General features: G+C 38.6%; 21 protein-coding genes and 3 pseudogenes. 13 read left to right on the top strand and 11 right to left on the bottom strand.

Annotation, left to right across the window (positions count from 1 at the left end; translation table 11 throughout):
• Window positions 1-131 precede the first annotated feature (131 nt).
• From FTU66_RS10405 to FTU66_RS10390, 4 genes are all read left to right on the top strand, one after another.
• On the top strand, window positions 132-803 hold the full coding sequence (locus tag FTU66_RS10405) for a DUF4145 domain-containing protein (RefSeq protein WP_179989177.1): 672 nt from the start codon (window positions 132-134) through the stop codon (window positions 801-803).
• A gap of 406 nt (window positions 804-1,209) precedes the next feature.
• The gene (locus tag FTU66_RS10400; RefSeq protein ID WP_180112772.1) at window positions 1,210-2,535 is read left to right on the top strand and encodes an ISNCY family transposase; all 1,326 of its coding nucleotides are present in this window, start codon (window positions 1,210-1,212) and stop codon (window positions 2,533-2,535) included.
• Window positions 2,536-2,963: 428 nt separating this feature from the next.
• Window positions 2,964-3,536 (top strand): LexA family transcriptional regulator, encoded by a 573-nt coding sequence (locus tag FTU66_RS10395; protein WP_179994476.1) that lies wholly within the window; start codon window positions 2,964-2,966, stop codon window positions 3,534-3,536.
• A complete protein-coding gene (locus FTU66_RS10390; protein ID WP_179994477.1) occupies window positions 3,533-4,831 on the top strand; it encodes a Y-family DNA polymerase in 1,299 nt (432 codons plus the stop codon). The genes FTU66_RS10395 and FTU66_RS10390 overlap by 4 nt, the downstream gene beginning before the upstream one ends.
• 253 nt (window positions 4,832-5,084) lie before the next feature.
• Here the strand turns inward: FTU66_RS10390 and xseB are convergent, their stop codons facing one another.
• Together xseB and xseA are read right to left on the bottom strand one after the other, a co-directional pair.
• Complete coding sequence (xseB, locus tag FTU66_RS10385; RefSeq protein ID WP_001058302.1) at window positions 5,085-5,279, bottom strand: exodeoxyribonuclease VII small subunit; 195 nt, start codon at window positions 5,277-5,279, stop codon at window positions 5,085-5,087.
• Window positions 5,269-6,537, bottom strand: coding sequence for an exodeoxyribonuclease VII large subunit (gene xseA / locus FTU66_RS10380; RefSeq protein ID WP_179994478.1), 1,269 nt, complete (start codon window positions 6,535-6,537; stop codon window positions 5,269-5,271). Before xseA ends, xseB begins: the two co-directional genes overlap by 11 nt.
• A 216-nt stretch (window positions 6,538-6,753) precedes the next feature.
• On the opposite strand from xseA, the gene FTU66_RS10375 reads away from it, so the two are divergent.
• Entirely contained in the window at window positions 6,754-8,058 is a 1,305-nt protein-coding gene (locus FTU66_RS10375; protein ID WP_096902800.1) for a type II toxin-antitoxin system HipA family toxin, read from the top strand.
• The gene (locus FTU66_RS10370; protein WP_000361155.1) at window positions 8,051-8,329 is read left to right on the top strand and encodes a helix-turn-helix domain-containing protein; all 279 of its coding nucleotides are present in this window, start codon (window positions 8,051-8,053) and stop codon (window positions 8,327-8,329) included. Before FTU66_RS10375 ends, FTU66_RS10370 begins: the two co-directional genes overlap by 8 nt.
• 116 nt (window positions 8,330-8,445) lie before the next feature.
• On the opposite strand, the gene FTU66_RS10365 is transcribed toward FTU66_RS10370, so the two are convergent.
• Window positions 8,446-8,643 (bottom strand): hypothetical protein, encoded by a 198-nt coding sequence (locus FTU66_RS10365; protein ID WP_096902802.1) that lies wholly within the window; start codon window positions 8,641-8,643, stop codon window positions 8,446-8,448.
• Window positions 8,644-8,850: 207 nt separating this feature from the next.
• On the opposite strand from FTU66_RS10365, the pseudogene FTU66_RS10360 reads away from it, so the two are divergent.
• Window positions 8,851-10,007: pseudogene (locus FTU66_RS10360) on the top strand (IS4 family transposase).
• Window positions 10,008-10,050: 43 nt separating this feature from the next.
• On the opposite strand, the gene FTU66_RS10355 reads toward FTU66_RS10360, so the two are convergent.
• Entirely contained in the window at window positions 10,051-10,353 is a 303-nt protein-coding gene (locus tag FTU66_RS10355; RefSeq protein WP_096902794.1) for a helix-turn-helix domain-containing protein, read from the bottom strand.
• Window positions 10,346-10,703, bottom strand: a pseudogene (locus FTU66_RS10350) (type II toxin-antitoxin system RelE/ParE family toxin). Before FTU66_RS10350 ends, FTU66_RS10355 begins: the two are co-directional and overlap by 8 nt.
• Window positions 10,704-11,333: 630 nt before the next feature.
• Between FTU66_RS10350 and FTU66_RS10345 the strand changes: the two are divergent.
• The 3 genes from FTU66_RS10345 (at window position 11,334) to FTU66_RS10335 (ending at window position 13,264) form a co-directional block, all read left to right on the top strand.
• Entirely contained in the window at window positions 11,334-11,861 is a 528-nt protein-coding gene (locus tag FTU66_RS10345) for a hypothetical protein (RefSeq protein ID WP_180009346.1), read from the top strand.
• Between the two features lies 1 nt (window position 11,862).
• Window positions 11,863-12,453, top strand: coding sequence for a hypothetical protein (locus FTU66_RS10340; RefSeq protein WP_180009344.1), 591 nt, complete (start codon window positions 11,863-11,865; stop codon window positions 12,451-12,453).
• 199 nt (window positions 12,454-12,652) lie between these two features.
• On the top strand, window positions 12,653-13,264 hold the full coding sequence (locus FTU66_RS10335; RefSeq protein ID WP_015060246.1) for a recombinase family protein: 612 nt from the start codon (window positions 12,653-12,655) through the stop codon (window positions 13,262-13,264).
• 193 nt (window positions 13,265-13,457) lie between these two features.
• Here the strand turns inward: FTU66_RS10335 and FTU66_RS10330 are convergent, their stop codons facing one another.
• Entirely contained in the window at window positions 13,458-14,342 is an 885-nt protein-coding gene (locus FTU66_RS10330) for an Mph(E) family macrolide 2'-phosphotransferase (RefSeq protein ID WP_000155092.1), read from the bottom strand.
• A gap of 55 nt (window positions 14,343-14,397) precedes the next feature.
• On the bottom strand, window positions 14,398-15,873 hold the full coding sequence (msr(E), locus tag FTU66_RS10325) for an ABC-F type ribosomal protection protein Msr(E) (protein ID WP_000052512.1): 1,476 nt from the start codon (window positions 15,871-15,873) through the stop codon (window positions 14,398-14,400).
• 497 nt (window positions 15,874-16,370) lie between these two features.
• Here msr(E) and FTU66_RS10320 point away from each other — a divergent pair, with 497 nt between their 5' ends.
• Entirely contained in the window at window positions 16,371-17,330 is a 960-nt protein-coding gene (locus FTU66_RS10320; protein WP_180006246.1) for an IS30 family transposase, read from the top strand.
• Window positions 17,331-17,440: 110 nt separating this feature from the next.
• Here FTU66_RS10320 and nadS read toward each other — a convergent pair whose 3' ends face one another.
• Together nadS and FTU66_RS10310 are read right to left on the bottom strand one after the other, a co-directional pair.
• Complete coding sequence (gene nadS, locus FTU66_RS10315) at window positions 17,441-17,713, bottom strand: NadS family protein (protein ID WP_000369781.1); 273 nt, start codon at window positions 17,711-17,713, stop codon at window positions 17,441-17,443.
• On the bottom strand, window positions 17,706-18,026 hold the full coding sequence (locus FTU66_RS10310) for a type II toxin-antitoxin system RelE/ParE family toxin (protein WP_000897307.1): 321 nt from the start codon (window positions 18,024-18,026) through the stop codon (window positions 17,706-17,708). Before FTU66_RS10310 ends, nadS begins: the two co-directional genes overlap by 8 nt.
• A 139-nt stretch (window positions 18,027-18,165) precedes the next feature.
• On the opposite strand from FTU66_RS10310, the gene FTU66_RS10305 reads away from it, so the two are divergent.
• Together FTU66_RS10305 and FTU66_RS10300 are read left to right on the top strand one after the other, a co-directional pair.
• Window positions 18,166-18,585, top strand: coding sequence for an SMI1/KNR4 family protein (locus FTU66_RS10305; protein ID WP_001180106.1), 420 nt, complete (start codon window positions 18,166-18,168; stop codon window positions 18,583-18,585).
• Between the two features lie 150 nt (window positions 18,586-18,735).
• Window positions 18,736-20,061, top strand: a pseudogene (locus tag FTU66_RS10300) (ISNCY family transposase).
• 90 nt (window positions 20,062-20,151) lie between these two features.
• Here the strand turns inward: FTU66_RS10300 and FTU66_RS10295 are convergent.
• A complete protein-coding gene (locus FTU66_RS10295) occupies window positions 20,152-20,433 on the bottom strand; it encodes an addiction module antidote protein (RefSeq protein WP_000985609.1) in 282 nt (93 codons plus the stop codon).
• Window positions 20,434-20,736, bottom strand: coding sequence for a type II toxin-antitoxin system RelE/ParE family toxin (locus FTU66_RS10290; protein WP_000286964.1), 303 nt, complete (start codon window positions 20,734-20,736; stop codon window positions 20,434-20,436).
• Between the last annotated feature and the right edge of the window lie 61 nt (window positions 20,737-20,797).

Here is a 20,797-nt window from a genome sequence, read left to right as displayed (position 1 = left end):
AAAAAACGTTCCACTTTATTGAATATTTATCAATACCGCATAGCTCGATGCAGGGTGCTATCTTCAGATATCTTATTTAACATAAAATGAAGTTATGCGACTTCAGAATGACCTAATACTTGAGAATAAATATGACCCAAAAAATACTAGATCGATTTTCTTCACTAATAGAAGAAGGTGATTCAATCTATCAAAAATGTGAAGCCGCTGGATCTGGTTATAATCCTGAATTACAATCAGCTTTTATCGAATGGCAAATGAAATCTAAAAATATATTAAGCATTACTTGTGGTGAAAAGTCACATTATTTGTCTCAGTTTGATAAAAATCTTAAAGCAGGAATGGGGGATACAAGAAAAGCAATATTAAATCGCGTGATTCCAATTTTAAGAGCGGCAGAAGATGATTTAAAAAATGGTTTTCTAATCACAATCAAAAAACTAATTCAGTCAGAGGTTTTTGATAGTGAGTTGGATCAAGCACAGCATTTCCTTGATTCAGGTTATAAAGTAGCTTCTGCTGTCACTGCTGGTGTAGTTTTAGAAACAGCAATTAAAGAATTAGCTAAAAATAACGGAATTGATATTTGCCAAGAAGGTACTACTAAACCTAAAAAACTTGATGCTCTTAATTCTGAATTAAAAAATGCTAATATCTATAGTGCTCTTCAACATAAGCAAGTTTTAACTTTGGCACATATAAGAAATAAAGCTGCTCATGGGGAGATTGAGGAATTTAATGATAACGATGTACAGAATATGATCCGAGATGTTGAAAGATTCTTACTTGAATATGCTTCTTAATACAACAAAAAAAGAGTCCACGTTATCTAATGGTGGACTCTAGTTCCAAATTTGAGACTAATAGAGTATCTATTTTCCAGATATTGAAATCATAGCCACGCAGACTTGCGTAGGTTTGACTGATACGCAAGTCGAGTAGCGGTCTGATTTCCGCATAACTTATGTTATGTTACTTGGGATACACTTGACGGTAAGATAATTTATTATTGCAACCGTCAAGTGCAGCACCAACGATATTATTGTAGGGTGCTGTGTTTAGATATCCTATTTAACATAATCAATATTATACGAAATGCTTTTGTAACTCCAAAATAGAAATGTCCGGTTTCTCCAAAGTAAAAATGTCCGCTTTTAGAATATGCGCTGTTGCAATTTTCTTAGCGGACGGTTTGATATGTTGGTGTCTATGTCGGATAAAGAACTTAAACGATTGTCGGTCTTGCAAGAAATCTGTGATCAACGCATAACCCAGCCCCAGGCTGCTCAGCTACTTCATATTTCAGAACGTCAGATCAGACGTTTATTGCAAAAATACAAAACTCAAGGTCCAACTGCATTAGCCCATGCTGCACGTGGCCAAATCAGCAATTCCAGGCTTCCTGAAGAGCTCAGACTCAAGTGCCTCAATCTGGTCGCTGAACAATTCCATGGTTTCGGACCCACTTTAGCGCATGAAAAGCTCACCACCGTTCATGGCTTTGATATTTCAGTTGAAACACTGCGTTCCTGGATGATTGCAGCAGATCTGTGGATTCCTCGCGCCAAGCGCCTGAAACGCCCGTATCAGCCTCGTTACAACCGGGATTGCTTTGGTGAACTGATCCAAATTGATGGCTCACACCATGACTGGTTTGAAGGACGCGCTGCTAAGTGCTGTTTGCTGGTGTTTATCGATGATGCGACAGGAAAATTGCAGCATTTACGCTTCTGTGAATCAGAATCAACCTTTGACTATATGATTTCAACACGTTTATATGTCGAACAGCACGGTAAGCCTTTAGCGTTTTACAGCGACAAACATTCAGTCTTTAGAGTGAATCAAAGCAGCAAGAAAGACACCAAGATTACCCAGTTTGGACGTGTACTCAGCACCCTCAATATCGATATCATCTTCGCCAATTCACCACAGGCCAAAGGCCGTGTAGAACGGGCGAATAGAACGCTTCAGGACCGTCTGATCAAAGAAATGCGCTTGGAAGGCATCTGTTCGATTGAGCAAGCTAATGCCTGGCTACCCTGCTTCATTGAGCAGTTCAATCAGAAGGTCGCCAAGATGGCTTTTAATCCTAAGAATCTACATCGGCCTATCACTGAAACAGCCGAAGAATTAGATGATATTTTTACTTGGCGTGAACCCCGCAGAGTCACCAATAGCCTGACGATTACTTATGATAAATGCGTATATCTCCTGGAAAACACCGAAGAAAATCAAAGGTTGATCGGTAAGTATCTTGAGTTCCTGGAATACCCGGATGGTACTGTAGCCCTCATGCATGATGGCCGAAAGATCAATTACAGCCTCTTCGATAAATTAAGTCAGCTGAATCAGCGAGAGATTGTTGAGAATAAACGGTTGAGTGCTGTTCTGAATCATATCCAACAACAGCATGAAGAACTGGAACAGCAAAACAAACGTAATCGTTCTCAAAAGATGCCAAGCAGACGTGCACAGAAAACAGCGATTGAACAACGAAATCTAAATCCTGTGCTTGACTTGGAAATGTCCATATAGGACATTTCTATTTGGTTATTAGGTAGGACATTTCTACTTGGGAATAACAGCTTTTTAAATTGTGTTATAATTCCATGTGTTGATACTAGTTTTATAGCCCATTCACCCTCGAATGGGCTTTTTTTATGATTGTTCACGTTCCACGATCAATAACTGAACAATGTTCCACAGTTTTATTTAATGTTGCTGAACAATCAATGGATACCAGTAAAGCCCTTTAGGTCTTCTGTTGCTTCAAATATAAAGTCTCTACGATCAAGGATTAGACAATCTTTATTGTGTCGTCTGATTGATCTTGTGGCTTTGCTAATATCATGGCAATCCCAAGATTTGGGATAATACTTTATTAAAGAACGGACAATCTTGTTTTTATATTCTGAGTTTTCTATAATCTTAATTATGTTACATAATCAAGATTGATAATAAAAATGACGCAAAATAAGCATGGTGGTGCACGCAAAGGTTCTGGCCGTCCTTTTGTCTATAACGAACCGACCAAGGTCATTCGGGTGCCAGAGTCTCGTGTATTGGAAATCAAGAAATACCTGAAAAAAAATGACACTCCAAAGTTTAACGATATTTCCTCTATTAGATTGCTTGAGACAAAAACACATTATGAGATTCCTGTTGCTTTGCAAAAAGTGGCTGCAGGCTTCCCTTCCCCTGCTCAGGACTATATCGATAAGACCCTTGATCTAAACGAGTTTCTTATTCAAAACCAACAGGCAACCTTTATCGTTGAAGTGGAATCCTTATCCATGCGTGATGCAGGGATTGATCTGAATGACAAGCTAATCGTTGACCGTAGTATTGAAGCCAAGCATGGGGATATTGTTCTGGCATTGATTGACAATGATTTTACGATTAAACGTTTGATGATTGAGGGTAATCAATGCTGGTTACAGGCGGCTAATCCTGATTTTGCTGATATCCATTTGAAAGATAATCAAACCATGCTGATTTGGGGTGTGGTTACCAGTGTGATCAAGAAGTTCAGATGAGCAGTTACGAGCGGATTTATGCCCTGATTGATATTAACAACTGCTATGTCAGTTGTGAGCGGGTATTTAATCCCAGTCTAAACAATAAACCTGTGATTGTGCTCAGCAATAACGATGGCTGTGCTGTGGCAAGAAGTAATGAAGCCAAAGCGCTGGGCATCAAAATGGGCGTTCCTCTCTTTCAAATACAAGATATTGTTCAGCAACATCAGGTCGTGGTGTTATCCAGTAACTATGCTTTATATGCTGAAATGTCCAAGCGTTTTCATTCAATTTTGGCTAGTTTTGTTGCGCCACATGAACAGGAAATCTATTCAATTGATGAGTGTTTTTTAGACCTGACCAGTTATGCACAAAATTTTGACTTAACTCAGTATGCGCATCACATGAAACAACGATTGTTGGATTGGATTGGCTTACCCGTCTCGATTGGTATCGGTCGTAGTAAAACCGAAGCCAAAATGGCCAACCATCTTGCCAAAAAAAGACAGGGTTTCAAGGGTGTGTGTAACTTACTCAATATGGATTTCCTAGATCAGGAAATGCTTTATTCAGACATTGAGGTCGGTGAAGTTTGGGGCGTTGGTCGTAAGTTAGTTAAAAAACTAAATGCCATGGGAATCTATTCGGTGCTAGATTTAGTGATGCAAGATGCTCATCGCATGGCGAGCCTTTTTTCTGTGGTAATGCAAAGAACAGTATTGGAGCTGCAAGGTGTTTCTTGTATGCAGTTAGATGATGCCCCTCCCCCCAAACAGCAAATCATAGCAAGTCGTTCATTTGGTGAAAAAGTTACCGAGCTAGATGATCTCAAAGAGGCTATGGGCAAATATGTACAGGATGCAGTCATACGTTTACGAGCAGACGCTTCCTTATGTGGATGTGTCATTGCTTTTGTGCAATCGAATCCTTTTGATTCAAAGGTTCCCTATTACAGTAAATCGTTGGCTTTTGAGTTTCCTGAACCGACGGATTGTGTTTTGGATCTGATTAAAACAGCCATGCAACTGCTGGAACACATTTATAAATCTGACGTGAAATATAAAAAGTGTGGTGTAATTCTGACGGATTTAATTGCTAAGCAGCGCTTTACTCCTGACCTGCTGACAGACCACAGCCAGCGTGAAAGTAATGAAAGCCTCATGCAGACTTTAGAAGCGGTAAAGGCGAGATATGGGAAAACTAAATTAGCTGTTGGCAGCTGCTACTTACCACAACGAAAGTGGTCAATGAACCGTACTCATTTGACCCAGAACTATTTTAGCTGGCAGGGATTATTAAAGATCGGCCATTAAATTCATTAGCCCCACCTATTTGGTTTAAGTCAGCTTAATGAAGAACTCGACACATAAGCCGACACAGGCTTGATCTTCAGTCAACCATTTAACAACGTAAGTATGTTGTTTGGGATCCATGTAACACCTATAGAGGAAAAGGTGGTTAGTAATAAAACTCTGCTCAAGCAAATTTATTGGGTTAACTGTCAGTTTTCACCATCTCATGTCCTTTATTTCTAGAACATTCTAGACTTTTCTCGACCTAGAATTTTTATTCTTTAAAGGTGTCATTCAACGCCTGTTGCACAGCATCAATACGTAACTTACAGGCTTTATAGGCAGTCATGGACTCTTCAACGATCGCCATCAGGTTATCAATATCCGGTTCTTCCTGAGATTCAAGAAATTCGGCATTTTTCTTGAGAATTTCATAACCTTTCTTGAAACTTAGTTCTTCATTGTTCATGTGCGTTTACCTGTGTCACGGTGGCATCAATGGTGCCATCCTTAAGTTCAATCTGTAATTCCTGGTCAGTAATCTGCTGGATGGAACGGATAGCTTTGCCTTGGCTACGGACAATTGCATAGCCCTTGGCCATCACATTACGAGGATTCTGTAGCAAGGTTTCCCTCATCAATGACTCCACCTGCTGTGAAGCTAGTTTAATCTGTTGTTGAGCAAGATACTGAGTATCACTTTTAAGCATATCAACGCTACGCTGGGCTTCATTGATCTGGTTCTGTGTCAGAGTTTTGATAGTTTTCAGATACTGATCACTCTGGCTCTGGTAGGTGATCAACTGGTGCTGTGACAGTAGCTTGATGGTCTGCAAAGCAGTACTAACTTCATTGACTCGCTCCACAATCAGGTTACGGATCCCTGCGATCACTTTACTCGGGGTATCAAAGGAACGGTGTGCAATTTCATCCAAAATAGTGCGGTCTTTCTCGTGGCCAATACCGACCCAGATCGGCACAGTTCTTTTACACAGCAGTGCGGCCAGATCATAATCATTCAGGTAAGCTAGGTCATTCACGGCTCCGCCTCCACGGATGATCACAATAAGGTCTGGTGCTATCGAGTAATCTTGAGCCCACTGTCTTAAGGCACTACCCAAAACCTGAATGATGCTGGCAGAAGCCGTATTACCCTGAAAAGTTGCTGAATGATAAACGAAATGACAGACACCAGCCTGAGCCAGGGCATCCGCATCTTTTTTAAAGTCACCTAACCCTGCAGCATTTTCCGGTGCAATGACCAAGACATTCTGAATATCAAAGGGTACCGGCAACTGTTTATTGTTATTGAGCAGGCCTTCCTCAGTCAGTCGCAGCAGAATCTGCTGATAGCGTTTGGCGATGTCTCCTAGAGTAAAGCTAGAGTCGATATCTTCGATATTGACCGAGAAGCCATATTGCGGATCAAATCTAGCTTTGACCTTGATCAGTACATTCAGGTCTTTCGACAGTTCAATACCACTTTCTCGTTCAAACTTTAGAATTATTTTTTGTGCCGTAAATTTCCAAATGGTGCCTTTACAACTAGCGATCACCTTATGGCTTTCTTCATCTTTCTCAGCCAACTCAAGATAATAGTGACCGCCTTTAATACTTAAATTACGGATCTCAGCCTTGACCCACACTGCCCCATCAAAAGTCAGCTGGATGACTTCCTGTACAGTGGCAAGGTATTCACTAAGGCTGAGTTGTTGACGTTCTGACATGATGTAAAGGATAGCTAAAATATAAGGAGGTAAGATTTAACCCAATATTGATCAATTCTACTGCAAATCAGATGAGTTTATTGCAATTTTGAGAAATGTATAAGTTCTTCTTAGACACCTAGAGTGATCATTGAGATTTTTAGTTTAATTATACTTTTATATTAAAATAGATATATAATCAATAAAATCATTATATTTTACTATTTTAATAAAATTATGAAGCAATACTGTACACTGCAAATCTACCAAGACTATGAATGGCATGACTGTGCTTTGGTTGAGGTTACGGATGATCAAAATGCTGGATGGCAGGCAGCTACACGTACATCATATTTGTTCGAATATGCTATTTCATATATGGATCTAAGAGATGGTCATGCGCTTGCTTATGACTTACCGGTGAACGTCCAAAATAGATTGGAATCAACTTGGCCAGCATTTCTTATGGATCTATTACCTCAAGGATACGGTCGCAAAGAATTACTAAGACAGCTTGATTTTTCTGAGAATGTTCAGGAACAAGCGGACTGGGCGCTTTTAAAAGCAGGCGCAGGAAATCCAATTGGGAATCTGCGAGTCAAAGAGGCTCATGAGTGGTTACAGAGTCATTTCCCAAAGCTGCAAAATCAGGGATTTAGCCTAAGCAAAATTATTGAACGTAAAGAGAAGTTTATTGAATCGCTCGCATCTTATGGACTTTTTATTGCCGGTTCATCTGGTATTCAGGGTGAGTGGCCAAAATTGTTGTTAACACAAGGTTATGATGATCTTTTCTATCTAGATCATACTCTTCCAGATGATCAAGTTAAGCAGCATTGGTTGGTTAAATTTAGCCGCGGCAGTGATCAAAATTTGAATAAAATCCTGATGAACGAAGCTTTGTATATGAAAGTCGCTCAGTACTTGCAACTACGTGTACACCGGGATCTTGAGCTACATGGCAAGACTTTGTTTATTCCAAGATTTGATCGCAAAGTAATTAATGGCAAAGTTGAAAGAATTGCTCAGGAAAGCCTTGCATCTCTAGGTGGGAAGGCGGGCTTTGGGGTTAGAATGACCCATAATCAAATATGTACCCTGCTTATGGAGGCTTGTACCGAACCAAAGCAGGAAGTATTTGAGTATTTGAAGCGTGATCTCGCAAATGTTGCCTTAGGCAATAAAGATAACCATACTCGCAATACAGCAATCCAACGCTTCAATAATGGTAAAATTCAGCTCACACCATTATTTGATTATGCGCCAATGTGGTTACATCCTGATGGTATTGCACGTACTACTCGTTGGGAAAGAGATGATCATGGTGGTATGCCACTTTTGAGTTCTGTGATTGAGCAGATAGCTGAAAGCACTTCGATTGATCCACAAGAAATTAAAACTTTATTAATTGAACAGTTACCAATTTATCGGGGACTGTTAGAAAAGATGCAGGCTCTTCAAGTAGCGGATGAAATTCTGGAAAATAGCCAATATCGAATAATCAATATTTGCCAGCAGTTGGAGGAGATCAGCCATGGATAAACGTTTTAAACCATTGACCCCTATTCAACAAATGGAAAAAAGACTATCTGTGCTTGAAACCATCAATAATCATCCAGACTGGTCTTTTTATCAAGTTGCTCGATTTATTCGAACAGAGCTACATTTAACACTGAATGATATGGCTAAAATTACTAAGATTGCGCCACAGACACTGCAAAAAATGGAGCAACCAGGGAGCAATCCTACTTTGAAATCCATGCAGAAATTACTCGATACTTTCGGTTTACAATTACAAATAAAAGTTAAATGATTTTTAATTCTGAGCCATCGGTTTTTCTAAAATCTTATCCGTTTAAGGATACAAAGAGGAAATAAACAGGCTCTAGGTTGTTTTATGATTATTTTTAGACAAACGACTCCAAAACCTTATGTAGCAAGGGTTTTGTCTCTACAGTAATTAATTTGTTTTTGAAAAAATGGAGTAGAGTGTTTGAAATATGAATAATCGAATTCGGTTTCTGTAAGCACAGTAATTTCATCTGCATGTGCTTTATATTCATCTATATTTTCGAGTAATTCATCCTCTGAGAATGGGAGTTTTTTTTGATTTTCAGTGTCGTTCATAGAGTCATATCCTGAGAAGTTATTTAGATCATCATAAACCAGACATTTTTAATGGTGAGAATACAGACACTTTAAATGGTTTCTAACACAAAAAAGGGAGCTTATAGCTCACTGCTGTCCCATAGTTTGATTTAAATAAAAAAACCTGAGTCTGAATCGTTAAAATATAAGTGCGAACCAACACTTTAACGACCAAGGACTCAGGTTTTGTCATATCAGAATACCGTATTTCATCAATTGATTAAACCCATACTCCGACAAGATTTTGAACGTCTTGTTCAAATACATCATGTCGGTCAGAAATTTAGAGCCGCTTCAAGATGGGATCAGTTCATTGCCATACTGATGTCTCAACTTTCCTGCAGACAAAGTCTGCGGGATATTCAATCTAATCTAGAGTGTCAACAAGAAAAGCTGAATGCTCTCGGAGCAAAGTCTATCACCCTCGCAGTACACTGGCTCGAATCAATCAGGAACAGCCTGCAGCCTTGTATGAACAGCTATTTTACACCTTGCTTAAATCTTATGAACACTCAAAAGTAGCTCATAAATTCCGCTTTAAGAATCCCTTATATTCCCTGGATGCCAGCCATATTGATCTGTCATTTTCCTTATGTGAATGGGCCAAAGTGCATGAATCCAAAGCCAGCATGAAACTTAGCGTTGGCTTAAATTACAGCAATACCATTCCTGAATTTGTGGCGCTTGGGGATGGCATTGAAAATGATATGGTACAAGGCAGAGCATTCAAATTTCCTGCTGGCAGTATTGTCGTATTTGACAAAGGATATATTGATTATCAATGGTTTGCCCAATTGACTCATCAAAAGGTCAGTTTTGTCACCCGATTGCGCCCAAAGACAGTTTATCAAGTGAAATCTAGCCGCAGCGTATTAGCATCTAAAGGTATTATTGCGGATGAATGGATTGAATTAAGTAGTGCTTATGCAAAGAAAAGAGGTGCTCCCAAATTATTAAGACGTATAGAATTTTATGATACCGATAAGAACAGGACGTTTGAGTTTCTGAGTAATAACTTTCATCTGGCAGCATTAACGATTGCTGCAATTTATAAAGACCGTTGGAAAGTGGAGCTGTTCTTTAAAGCACTTAAACAGAATTTAAAATTAAAGTCATTTCTAGGCCGAAGCCGTAATGCCATACAAACTCAAATTTGGATCGCGTTAATCGCCTATTTGCTGGTGAGTTTCGCTCAACATCTGGGGAAAGAAGGCTGGACAGTGCAGCGCTTACTCAGAATCATTCAAGTGAATTTGTTTGAAAGAAAAACGTTAAAAGCTTTATTCTCACCCGATAAAATCCCCATTAAACAAGAGGAAGCTTATTTAAGCTTCCTCTTGTGAAAAATTGTGGGACAGCAGTGGCTTATAGCTACCTTTTTTATCGTTACACATTAAATCCTATATGTTTTCCTGTTGGAAGCTCCACATCAATACGGAGCTTACCACCCATTGCCTCAACATACTTTTTCATGGTTGAAATCTTTAAATCATTACCACGATTTTCAATTGCTGAAAGTGATGGCTGTTTTATTCCCAAAGTTTCAGCAAGTTCTTTTTGGGAAATCTCTAACTCTTCTCGAATAAGATGGAGCTGAGTCTCTAACAGTAGCTCATCAGCCATTTTTTTAATACGTGCTTGGCTCTCTGGAGAGCGACTAACCAATAATTCCTGTAAGGTTTTAGCCATTAGATTGTTCTCCTAGGGTTGAGAGATGAAGTTCGTATTGCTGTTCTGCAATGTCCAGCATCTCTTTTATAGAAACGCTTTTTACCGCCTTTATCACCGATGCAAAGCACAATGGCCTGTCGTAATGGATCAAATGCAAAAAAGGCTCTAAGTGGTTTACCTCTATGCTGAACGCGTAGCTCTTTCATATTGGTAAATTTAGAGTCATACACGGTATCCACTAAAGGGCGACCTAAGCTAGGTCCCTGCTGCTGTAGAACGACCAAAGCTGCGAGGACTTTCTCTTGTGTTGATTCATCTTGCTGCTCAAGCCACTCATTAAACAGATCTGTTGTGATGACTGTCCACATATCACAACCAAAATATAGATTATAGTCTATATTTTATAGTGAACTTAGTCAGTTTTCAAATGGTAATAAAAAACCCCGACATCCTGTCGGGGTTTTTCGTGTTTGGTTGCAAGGTATAACTTCTGTCGTACCTAACCATCCTTGTGCTGATCTTTCTTATTCTTGTTGTTTGGAGCTTCCTGCTTTCCTTGACTACATCATAAGAAATAAAGCTTTGATCAGCTAGAAGCAGATTCCTTAAATTACTGTACGTCAAAGCGTACAAAAATGGCTTAAAAATAGCCCCAGAGTTATCCCCATAAATTGTGGATTTTTTTCAGGTTGAAAGCCTTATAGATTGTAGGTGATTTTCTGTTTTGAGTGTTTTTTGAGCAAAAATGTTGGCAAAAAATATCAAAACCGCTCATAAAAAAGCCGACTTGTTTCAAAATCGGCTTTTTGTGCATTTTTAGATTTTTCTGGTTTTATTAAGTATCTGATATTTATATTAATATACAAGTGTATTGCGTATAACCACCATTATGTTAAATGGAATAATTTTTATATATTTAGAAGTGAATCAAAGGAATTTGTTTATAATACTTTTAATATAAGTTACTTACGATTTTTTTCATTAGAAAAGGTAATAATATGTCCACAGGTAAAATTGAAAGAGTTGAACAGTCTAATCTGTTAAATCATGATGCTAATTCAAAATGGCTTCCAATTATTAAAAATCTAAATCCTATGAATGCTATTTCTGAAGCTTATGCCAAAACTTTAGCTTACCGAATTGAAGTGAAACGATTAGATGCTGAAATTACAAGAGTTAATAAACAAGCTGAAATTGCCTTAACTGCCATTGATAAGACATATCAGATAAAAATGGAAGAATTAAGCCATCGAAGAATTGCAATAGAAGGATTTTTTAAAACAGTTCAAGATGAATTACATAATAAACATCTAGAACGAGTAGAAATTTTAAAAATGGCTCAAAATGCACAAAATGCAGCTTTTGACCCTAAATATACTCTTGATGAGAAAAAAATGTATTCAGAAATGCTGATGCAATTGACTGCACAAATCCCTCTTCTTGGTCAAAATGCAAGTGTAGAGTTGGCAAATCTGGTTCAAGCTCTTCCTAAAGTAGAGATCGCATCAAAGTTATTGGAAAATTAATATGTGGTTTATTGTCCCTATTGTTGCTCTAGGTGCAGGCCTAGCATATTTATATAATTCAGTTACTGAGGAAGAAAAACAAGCAGAGGCATCTTGGCAAAGGAAACGTCAAGAGGTTGAACGAACTTTAGATGATCATAATAGAAATATTCGAAATTATTTAGAAAGTAATAGAAGCATATATGAGTATCATAAGATGGTAGATTATCACTATTCTTCGGTACAGATTGCCAATGTTGCTTATGATTTGATGAATAATTCTAAGACTTCACTTAGAGGAATTAATAACCTAATTACAAAGACAAATAAACATAGGAGTGATCTTCAGAAACAAATAGAAGCAGCAAAGGAGGAAGGTAATAAGAACGTGCTTTTTGAAAAAATAGAAGAGATTAAGGTAGTAAATGCTATACGAAAAACGCAATTCGAAGAAAGGGATACTATCAAGAAACAAACTGAAGAGTTTTATCAAAAAGTTAAAGAGTTGAATAATCAAACTTCTAATATTAAAAATAAAATAAAATTAAACTGTGGGCAAAAAGGTCGTGATTGGTATGAACGATTGGAAATGAGAAAGAAGCTGAGAGCATAATTAATATTAGTTAAGATTTCCTAAAATTAACATAATACACGTTATACGAATTCCCAAGGCATGGCTTTTAGTCATGCTTTTTTTATCAAAAGAGTATACCTGAATGATAGCGAGCCAAATCGCATACAATATCTATCATTAGACTTAATGCAATAATTAAATGATAGTATTATCATTAATCTAATAGAATTAAGATTAAATGATAGAAATGAATACACGTATTTATCTACGAGCTTCAACTAAAGATCAAGATGCAGAAAGGGCTTTGCAGATTCTTCAGGATCTAAACCAAAACTTGAATTTGGGTGAAACCATTGTGTACGTGGAAAACTATAGTGGTACGAAGTTAGACCGACCTGAATTGAATAAGCTACTGTCAGAAGCAAATCAAGGTGACACATTGTTAGTTGAAAGTATTGACCGCTTATCACGCCTAACCCAACGAGATTTTCAAGAGCTGAAGCGCAGGATCCAGGAGAAGGGACTTCGTTTAGTCGTAGCAGATCTTCCTACTACCTACCAAATGATTCAAACCAGTGACAGCATTACTCATTCAATCTTGGAACTCATCAACAATATGTTGATTGATCTTCTGGCAACAATGGCCCGCCTAGACAATGAGAAACGTATAGAACGTATTAAGCAGGGCCTGGCACGTTCGGGTTACAAACCAACAGGCAAGAAGGCAAATGAGGCTAAACATAAACGAATAAAAGAATTGCTAGTAGTTGGCAATATGACTAAGGAAGAAATTGCCAAAGCAGTGAATTGTGGAGTTGCAACTGTCTATCGAGTTGCTAAAGTTATCTAAAAGAGGCTTATCTCAACGCGCCCCCAATGGGGCACCGCTGCATTCAGGTTTGTTACTTCACATAAGAAATTTTATGTTAAATGATTGTTAGAAATGCCCCTTGATCGAGGCATTTTCTATAAAGAATACTAAAAACTAATTAAAGCCAACCAAGTTTCAAAACAAGGCAGTTCTCAGCAATCATATTTTTAAATTATATAACTCCCAACTGAGCTTTTGCTCCAACGATAAGGCTTTCATTTTGAGTTTCTAAGGCAAATAAACCATACATCAAAGGAGAGGCCGCTGCTCTTTCTAAAGTCTGTTCATATAGTTTATTCCAAACTTTACCCCCTAGTTTTTCATACTCGATGATTAGAGTTTTGAGGCTTTCTTCTCCAAACAAAGTTACATGCCCAGCAAAATCAATCGCTGGGTCATCTATATGGGCTGTTGACCAATCAATAACGCCTGAAACAGCTCCATCCTTTGAAGCTAGTACATGCCCAGCATATAAATCGCCATGTATAAATTGGGTGAAATCTGCCCATAGAACATCATTATCCAACCATTTTCTGTAGCGGGTTTCCAATTGCTCACTTATACCAATTTCAGATTTTACTAACTGCAAATTGTTTGCTATTTCAGGTCTTAAATCTGAAGGTTTCATAATTTTCAAATCATTTTCCCGAACTTCTTTTTCAGGAATACTATGGATTTCAAATAAGGTTTTTGCCAAAGATGTTATGTATTTCGGGCTATCTTTGTCCATATTCCAAATTATTTCATAGGTTTCAGCATCCAAATTTAAAACAGGATTATCTTTAAGTATGGGATAAGCCACTAATTCTGTAGATGAAATTCTCCAATCAGGAACCTCTACAGAAAGATGTTTTTTTACCAATTCTAAAATGCGTTTTTCTTTCTTGATTTGTTCCCTCATGCCATCACGACGAGGAATACGCAGCAACCATTGTTGCCCCTTTGTATCAAGAGCAAAAACGACCTTAAAATCAATGCCCATTTCATTGAAATTCATTTTGTCCGTAAGCAACAAGCCGTGTGCTTCAGCAAGTGATTGAATATCTTGAATTGTCATTTTTAATTTCCTTTAAAGAGTTCAATAATTAATGTTCGGATTAGATTGGCTATCATTAACAATCTCTCTCAAAAGTCTTGATGATTTTGTGGTCTTTGATCTCGTAGATAATGTCAGCAATATTATCGACCAATTGCTTGTCATGAGATACGAAGATAATAGTTCCTGCATAGGACTTCATCATTGTTTCTAATGCGGCAATACTTTTTAGGTCAAGATAGTTTCCTGGTTCATCCATAAGCAAAATATTATATTTTCCTAAAAGCATTTTGGATAAAAGCAGTTTGATGATTTCACCTCCCGATAAGTCGGATAAGTTTTTTTGAATATCATTCGCTCCGATCCCCATTGAAGCCAATACTGCACGAATTTCCGCAACTGTGTACTCGCACTCTTCCTGCATAAAGGAGAGCACAGATTTATGCGTGTTAAATTTATATCCTGTTTGTGTAAAGTAGCCAATTTCAGCTTTTGGAGATATGGTTAATCCATCAGCACGTTCTGATATCATTTTTAACAAGGACGTTTTCCCTGTTCCATTCGATCCAGTTATAGCGACTTTAGCGCCAAGCGGTATTATAAAGTTAGCGTCATCAAAGATAGTACGGCTACCAAATTTTAAGCTCAGACCATCTGCCGTAATCGGGAACTTATTGTGCAGTTCTAGGGCTGAACTTTGACGAAAACGAATAGAACGCAAATGCTCTGGTGCTTGAATATCTTCTAATGCAGCCAAACGCTTTTCCATACTCTTAGCTGCCTGATACAGTTTTCTTTGCTTGGTGCCAGTCATTTTTGCATGCCCAAGTCGTCCAGCACTTTCGGTAGAGTTTTTGGATTTTTCTCCTTTTTTCTTATTGTCTAATCGATTAGCTTGCTGGCGTTTTTCTTGCACAGCAGATTCTAATCGCTCCCGTTCCTTCATCATCAGCTCATATTCTACGGCTTGGTGTTGTCGCTCTTCTTCTTTTTGACGCAAGTAATCCGAGTAACCACCCCAATATTCCGTAATTTTACCGTCTTTTAACTCCCATATCTTGTCTACAACCATATCAAGAAAATATCGGTCATGACTGATAACAAGTAATGCTCCATCAAATGCTTTAAGTTGACCAATAAGTAGATCTATTCCATTGAGATCAAGGTGGCTGGTTGGTTCATCCGCTAGAATGCCATGTACTTGTTGGGAAAATGCGGCAGCAATTTTTGCACGAGTTTCCTCTCCGCCACTCATTGTGTCGTTTTGTACATTGGAAACACCAAGGCGAGATAACATTGCCCGGTCTTCGACCGTTTCTATTTCGATTCCGCCCAGTTGGCTGATATGTGCAAAATCACCAAAACGCTGTAATGTCGCTTCGGCTAAAACAATTTCGCCATTAAGTACTTTGAGTAAACTACTCTTTCCTGCTCCGTTATCACCCACAAGACCAATACGGTCATAAGAGTGAATTTCCAATTCATCAATATCCAAAACATCACGCCCAGCATAATCCAAGCGTATGTTTCTCGCTTTAATAATTAAACTCATTTTTATTTACTCCTGTTTAGCTCTTGAAATTTTTTATGCAGCAAACAGGATTTAGGTGAAAACAAAAGCTAGCATCACAGTGTCCTCCCAAAAAAAAAGCTATTCATCCACAGGGTGGACAAATAGCTAGTCAATTAAGTTATAACTGGAAACTATGCACTAAAAGCATACTTATAAATTAAGCATACTTTTACTTTATATATCCGCATATATTCTTAAAGACACAACAAAAGCCCACCATTATAAAATAGTGTCACTATGCAAATAGTTGTGTCTTAACGAATGCGGATAGAATGCATAAACTTACCTAAAAAATAAAATTCAGTTTTATGATAACTTTACTGTTAAAAGAAGTCTAGACAACCTTGTTTTATGCTTGGATATAAGGCTTATTTTAAAAGGTGAATTCAACTCATAAGTGCAACGCTTGATTGGGTTTGGGAGGCAAGCTGCGGTAGCATCTTAGCTTTTCAATCCGGCAAGATTAGAGAAGCACTATGAGAAACTACTCACAGCTCACCCGTGAGCAAAGATACCAGATTTCTGCGCTGTTCAACACAGGCCATTCAGTAACAGAAATTGCTAAAGAAATAGGCAAGCATAAATCGACCATCAGTCGGGAGCTTAGACGCAATGGTAGCAAGCAAACTTACTGCCCAAAACGAGCCAGCAAGCTTGCTAACGTGCGCCATAAACTCAAGCCAAAGTACCGAATCAACCCGTTGATATGGGAAATGATAAAAGAGTTACTTCAGAAAAAATGGAGCCCTGAACAAATCAGTGGCAGGTTAAAGCGTGACCAGGTTTTTAACATAAGCCACGAGACTATTTACCAGTACATTTACGCAGATAAGAAGCACGGTGGTAGTCTGTACAAGTATCTTCGTCGCAAGAAGAAGTATGGCCACCGCATTGGAGGGAAGTCCCCTAGAGGCCAGATACCGCATAGGGTTTCGATTAGTGAGCGTCCCTCTGTTGTGGATAAAAAAGAGCGCATTGGAGACTGGGAAGCAGACACAATAATCGGCAAAGGCCATAAGCAGGCCATAGTTACTTTGGTGGATAGAGTGGCTAAAATAGTTCGTATTGCGAAGGTTGAAAACAAGACCGCTGAGGGCGTTAAAAACGCGATTATAACGCTACTAAGGCCTTACAAAGGGCTGATACATACCATCACGGCGGACAATGGTAAAGAGTTTGCCCAGCACCAAGAAATTGCCCAAAAACTTGATACCGATTTTTACTTTGCCACCCCGTATTCTTCTTGGGAGCGCGGACTAAATGAAAACACAAACGGCCTTATACGGCAGTACTTCCCCAAGGGAACCTCATTTACAGAGCTAACCGACAAAGACATGGAAAAAGTAATGGACGATTTAAATAGTAGACCACGAAAAACGCTTGGCTTTAGAACGCCGAATGAAGTATTTTACGAGCACTTGGTGGCGTTGCACTAATGAGTTGAATCTAGGAAATAATAGTAGTGAAGATTTTCTAAAATTAACATAATACACCTTATACGAAATAAAAATGGGAGCCTTAAGCTCCCATTTTTTAAGTAATTTTTTCAAATAAGGCTTGGGTGAGCATCTAAAATTCGAATCAATGTAGCTGCTGGTCCAGTTGGATAGCGTCGTCCCTGTTCCCAATTTTGCAGGGTACGGGGGCTAATATGTAGACGTGCAGCAAATTCATTTTGGCTCAAGCCAGTTTTTTCACGTACTTCTTTAATATCAGGCAATTCGAGTTCTGTAACTCGGCTTGCTTTAACTTCTTTACGTTTGATAGCTCCAGCTTCTTTGATTGAAGCAACCAAGTCATCAAATAAGTTGTTATCCATGAAATTGCTCCTTCACGAGTTGGTGCAGAATGGCGGTTTCCTTATCTGTTAAATTATCTTTTACTGATTTTGGATAAGCCACTAAGAAAAAGATCTGATCATCCTCGGTGACCCAATAATAAATCACCCGTATCCCACCACTTTTCCCTTTGTTACCTTGAGCACAACGTACTTTGCGAATACCACCGCCATTCTTGATTAGGTCACCTCTATCAGGCTGTACCAAAAGATCTTGCTGAAGTTGACGATATTCCTCATCAGATACAAGGTCTTTAATTTGCTTGGTAAAGATGCTGGTTTCAATAAATAACATGGACTCTTTATACGTCAATGGCGTATTTGAATTTTAGCAGTTTCCATAACAAAAAACGAGAGCTGGTAGATCTCGTTTCGCATAACAGCCATTATGTTAAATTGTAGTAAGAACTTTAATGCGATAGAGCAGAATGTATATGCAAAATAAGCTTGATAACATTATTCAAGAATTAAAAGAACTATCTGGGAATAGTCGTCTAAACATAGAACTACCTGATGATATTTTCATATCTGCTTATGAACGAAAAATAGGTTTTATTTTTCCAAAAGATTATAAAAAAGTTTTGAAAGAGATTAGCAATATCTTTTATGGAACAATTGAATTAGCGTCTCTTACAGATGAGAAAGAATGCTATCGAGGGCTATCTCAGATATTAAATGATGCTAGGGAGCAAGGTCTGCCAGAAGATTGGCTACCTATTTGTGAAGATAATGGTAGTTATTATTGCCTATCTCCTAATCATAAAATTAGATATTGGACAGCAGATGGATATAGCGATGAGCAGTGGGAAGATTTAGCAGATTGGATCAAGCAAGTTTGGATAGATGGAAATTAAGAATTTCTAAAATTAACATAATACACCTTATACGAAATTAAAATGTAACTCCAAAATAGAAATGTCCGGTTTCTCCAAAGTAAAAATGTCCGCTTTTAGAATATGCGCTGTTGCAATTTTCTTAGCGGACGGTTTGATATGTTGGTGTCTATGTCGGATAAAGAACTTAAACGATTGTCGGTCTTGCAAGAAATCTGTGATCAACGCATAACCCAGCCCCAGGCTGCTCAGCTACTTCATATTTCAGAACGTCAGATCAGACGTTTATTGCAAAAATACAAAACTCAAGGTCCAACTGCATTAGCCCATGCTGCACGTGGCCAAATCAGCAATTCCAGGCTTCCTGAAGAGCTCAGACTCAAGTGCCTCAATCTGGTCGCTGAACAATTCCATGGTTTCGGACCCACTTTAGCGCATGAAAAGCTCACCACCGTTCATGGCTTTGATATTTCAGTTGAAACACTGCGTTCCTGGATGATTGCAGCAGATCTGTGGATTCCTCGCGCCAAGCGCCTGAAACGCCCGTATCAGCCTCGTTACAACCGGGATTGATTTGGTGAACTGATCCAAATTGATGGCTCACACCATGACTGGTTTGAAGGACGCGCTGCTAAGTGCTGTTTGCTGGTGTTTATCGATGATGCGACAGGAAAATTGCAGCATTTACGCTTCTGTGAATCAGAATCAACCTTTGACTATATGATTTCAACACGTTTATATGTCGAACAGCACGGTAAGCCTTTAGCGTTTTACAGCGACAAACATTCAGTCTTTAGAGTGAATCAAAGCAGCAAGAAAGACACCAAGATTACCCAGTTTGGACGTGTACTCAGCACCCTCAATATCGATATCATCTTCGCCAATTCACCACAGGCCAAAGGCCGTGTAGAACGGGCGAATAGAACGCTTCAGGACCGTCTGATCAAAGAAATGCGCTTGGAAGGCATCTGTTCGATTGAGCAAGCTAATGCCTGGCTACCCTGCTTCATTGAGCAGTTCAATCAGAAGTTCGCCAAGATGGCTTTTAATCCTAAGAATCTACATCGGCCTATCACTGAAACAGCCGAAGAATTAGATGATATTTTTACTTGGCGTGAACCCCGCAGAGTCACCAATAGCCTGACGATTACTTATGATAAATGCGTATATCTCCTGGAAAACACCGAAGAAAATCAAAGGTTGATCGGTAAGTATCTTGAGTTCCTGGAATACCCGGATGGTACTGTAGCCCTCATGCATGATGGCCGAAAGATCAATTACAGCCTCTTCGATAAATTAAGTCAGCTGAATCAGCGAGAGATTGTTGAGAATAAACGGTTGAGTGCTGTTCTGAATCATATCCAACAACAGCATGAAGAACTGGAACAGCAAAACAAACGTAATCGTTCTCAAAAGATGCCAAGCAGACGTGCACAGAAAACAGCGATTGAACAACGAAATCTAAATCCTGTGCTTGACTTGGAAATGTCCATATAGGACATTTCTATTTGGTTATTAGGTAGGACATTTCTACTTGGGAATAACATAAAAAATGGAGCCTAAAGCTCCATTTTTTAATAACTTTTTTTAAATTGCTAAGCGTAAATTCAGTGCTTTTACAACTTTAATCACAGTATCAAAACTAGGGTTAACATCACCAGAAAGTGCTTTATAAAGACTTTCTCGGCCTAAGCCTGTATCTCGTGATAATTGAGCCATTCCTTTAGCTTTTGCAATGTTACCTAAAGCCTTTGCAATGAATGCGGCATCGCCATTAGATTCTTCAATACATGCTTGTAAGTAAGCCTGCATATCATCCTCTGTTTTAAGATGCTCAGCACTGTCCCATTTGCGAAGTTTAATAGCCATTTATAGCTCCTCCTCTAAATCTTGTGCCAATTGCAGGGCAAGTTTTATATCTTTACTTTGCGTAGACTTATCTCCGCCTGCTAAAAGAATAACAACCCTTTGCCCTTGCTTGCAGTAATAAATCCTATAGCCTGGCCCAAAGAAGAAACGTAATTCAGAAACACCTTCACCGACCGGCTCAGTATCTCCAAAGTTTCCATCTTCAACCCGATCAATTCGGACTTGTATGCGTCTTTTTGCCTGCTGGTCTTTTAACTTGGTGAACCAGTCATCAAAGACTTCAGTGGTATATATTGAGTACATAAGTAGAATGTATCCTATAGGATACATTTATGCAAGAAATAAACTTGATATTTGGGGCTCG

The sequence above is a fragment of the Acinetobacter sp. YH12131 genome (assembly GCF_013418635.1).
GTDB classification, from domain to species: domain Bacteria; phylum Pseudomonadota; class Gammaproteobacteria; order Pseudomonadales; family Moraxellaceae; genus Acinetobacter; species Acinetobacter towneri.
The sequence above is the reverse complement of the archived record's forward strand: the minus strand, read 5'-3'. Positions and strand labels throughout refer to the sequence as shown.

Bases quoted from the DNA above. Each gene is read 5' to 3' on its own strand.
- FTU66_RS10405 (WP_179989177.1), top strand. From the start codon at position 132: ATGACCCAAAAAATACTAGATCGATTTTCTTCACTAATAGAAGAAGGT.
- FTU66_RS10400 (WP_180112772.1), top strand. From the start codon at position 1,210: ATGTCGGATAAAGAACTTAAACGATTGTCGGTCTTGCAAGAAATCTGT.
- FTU66_RS10395 (WP_179994476.1), top strand. From the start codon at position 2,964: ATGACGCAAAATAAGCATGGTGGTGCACGCAAAGGTTCTGGCCGTCCT.
- FTU66_RS10390 (WP_179994477.1), top strand. From the start codon at position 3,533: ATGAGCAGTTACGAGCGGATTTATGCCCTGATTGATATTAACAACTGC.
- xseB (WP_001058302.1), bottom strand. From the start codon at position 5,279: ATGAACAATGAAGAACTAAGTTTCAAGAAAGGTTATGAAATTCTCAAG.
- xseA (WP_179994478.1), bottom strand. From the start codon at position 6,537: ATGTCAGAACGTCAACAACTCAGCCTTAGTGAATACCTTGCCACTGTA.
- FTU66_RS10375 (WP_096902800.1), top strand. From the start codon at position 6,754: ATGAAGCAATACTGTACACTGCAAATCTACCAAGACTATGAATGGCAT.
- FTU66_RS10370 (WP_000361155.1), top strand. From the start codon at position 8,051: ATGGATAAACGTTTTAAACCATTGACCCCTATTCAACAAATGGAAAAA.
- FTU66_RS10365 (WP_096902802.1), bottom strand. From the start codon at position 8,643: ATGAACGACACTGAAAATCAAAAAAAACTCCCATTCTCAGAGGATGAA.
- FTU66_RS10355 (WP_096902794.1), bottom strand. From the start codon at position 10,353: ATGGCTAAAACCTTACAGGAATTATTGGTTAGTCGCTCTCCAGAGAGC.
- FTU66_RS10345 (WP_180009346.1), top strand. From the start codon at position 11,334: ATGTCCACAGGTAAAATTGAAAGAGTTGAACAGTCTAATCTGTTAAAT.
- FTU66_RS10340 (WP_180009344.1), top strand. From the start codon at position 11,863: ATGTGGTTTATTGTCCCTATTGTTGCTCTAGGTGCAGGCCTAGCATAT.
- FTU66_RS10335 (WP_015060246.1), top strand. From the start codon at position 12,653: ATGATAGAAATGAATACACGTATTTATCTACGAGCTTCAACTAAAGAT.
- FTU66_RS10330 (WP_000155092.1), bottom strand. From the start codon at position 14,342: ATGACAATTCAAGATATTCAATCACTTGCTGAAGCACACGGCTTGTTG.
- FTU66_RS10320 (WP_180006246.1), top strand. From the start codon at position 16,371: ATGAGAAACTACTCACAGCTCACCCGTGAGCAAAGATACCAGATTTCT.
- nadS (WP_000369781.1), bottom strand. From the start codon at position 17,713: ATGGATAACAACTTATTTGATGACTTGGTTGCTTCAATCAAAGAAGCT.
- FTU66_RS10310 (WP_000897307.1), bottom strand. From the start codon at position 18,026: ATGTTATTTATTGAAACCAGCATCTTTACCAAGCAAATTAAAGACCTT.
- FTU66_RS10305 (WP_001180106.1), top strand. From the start codon at position 18,166: ATGCAAAATAAGCTTGATAACATTATTCAAGAATTAAAAGAACTATCT.
- FTU66_RS10295 (WP_000985609.1), bottom strand. From the start codon at position 20,433: ATGGCTATTAAACTTCGCAAATGGGACAGTGCTGAGCATCTTAAAACA.
- FTU66_RS10290 (WP_000286964.1), bottom strand. From the start codon at position 20,736: ATGTACTCAATATATACCACTGAAGTCTTTGATGACTGGTTCACCAAG.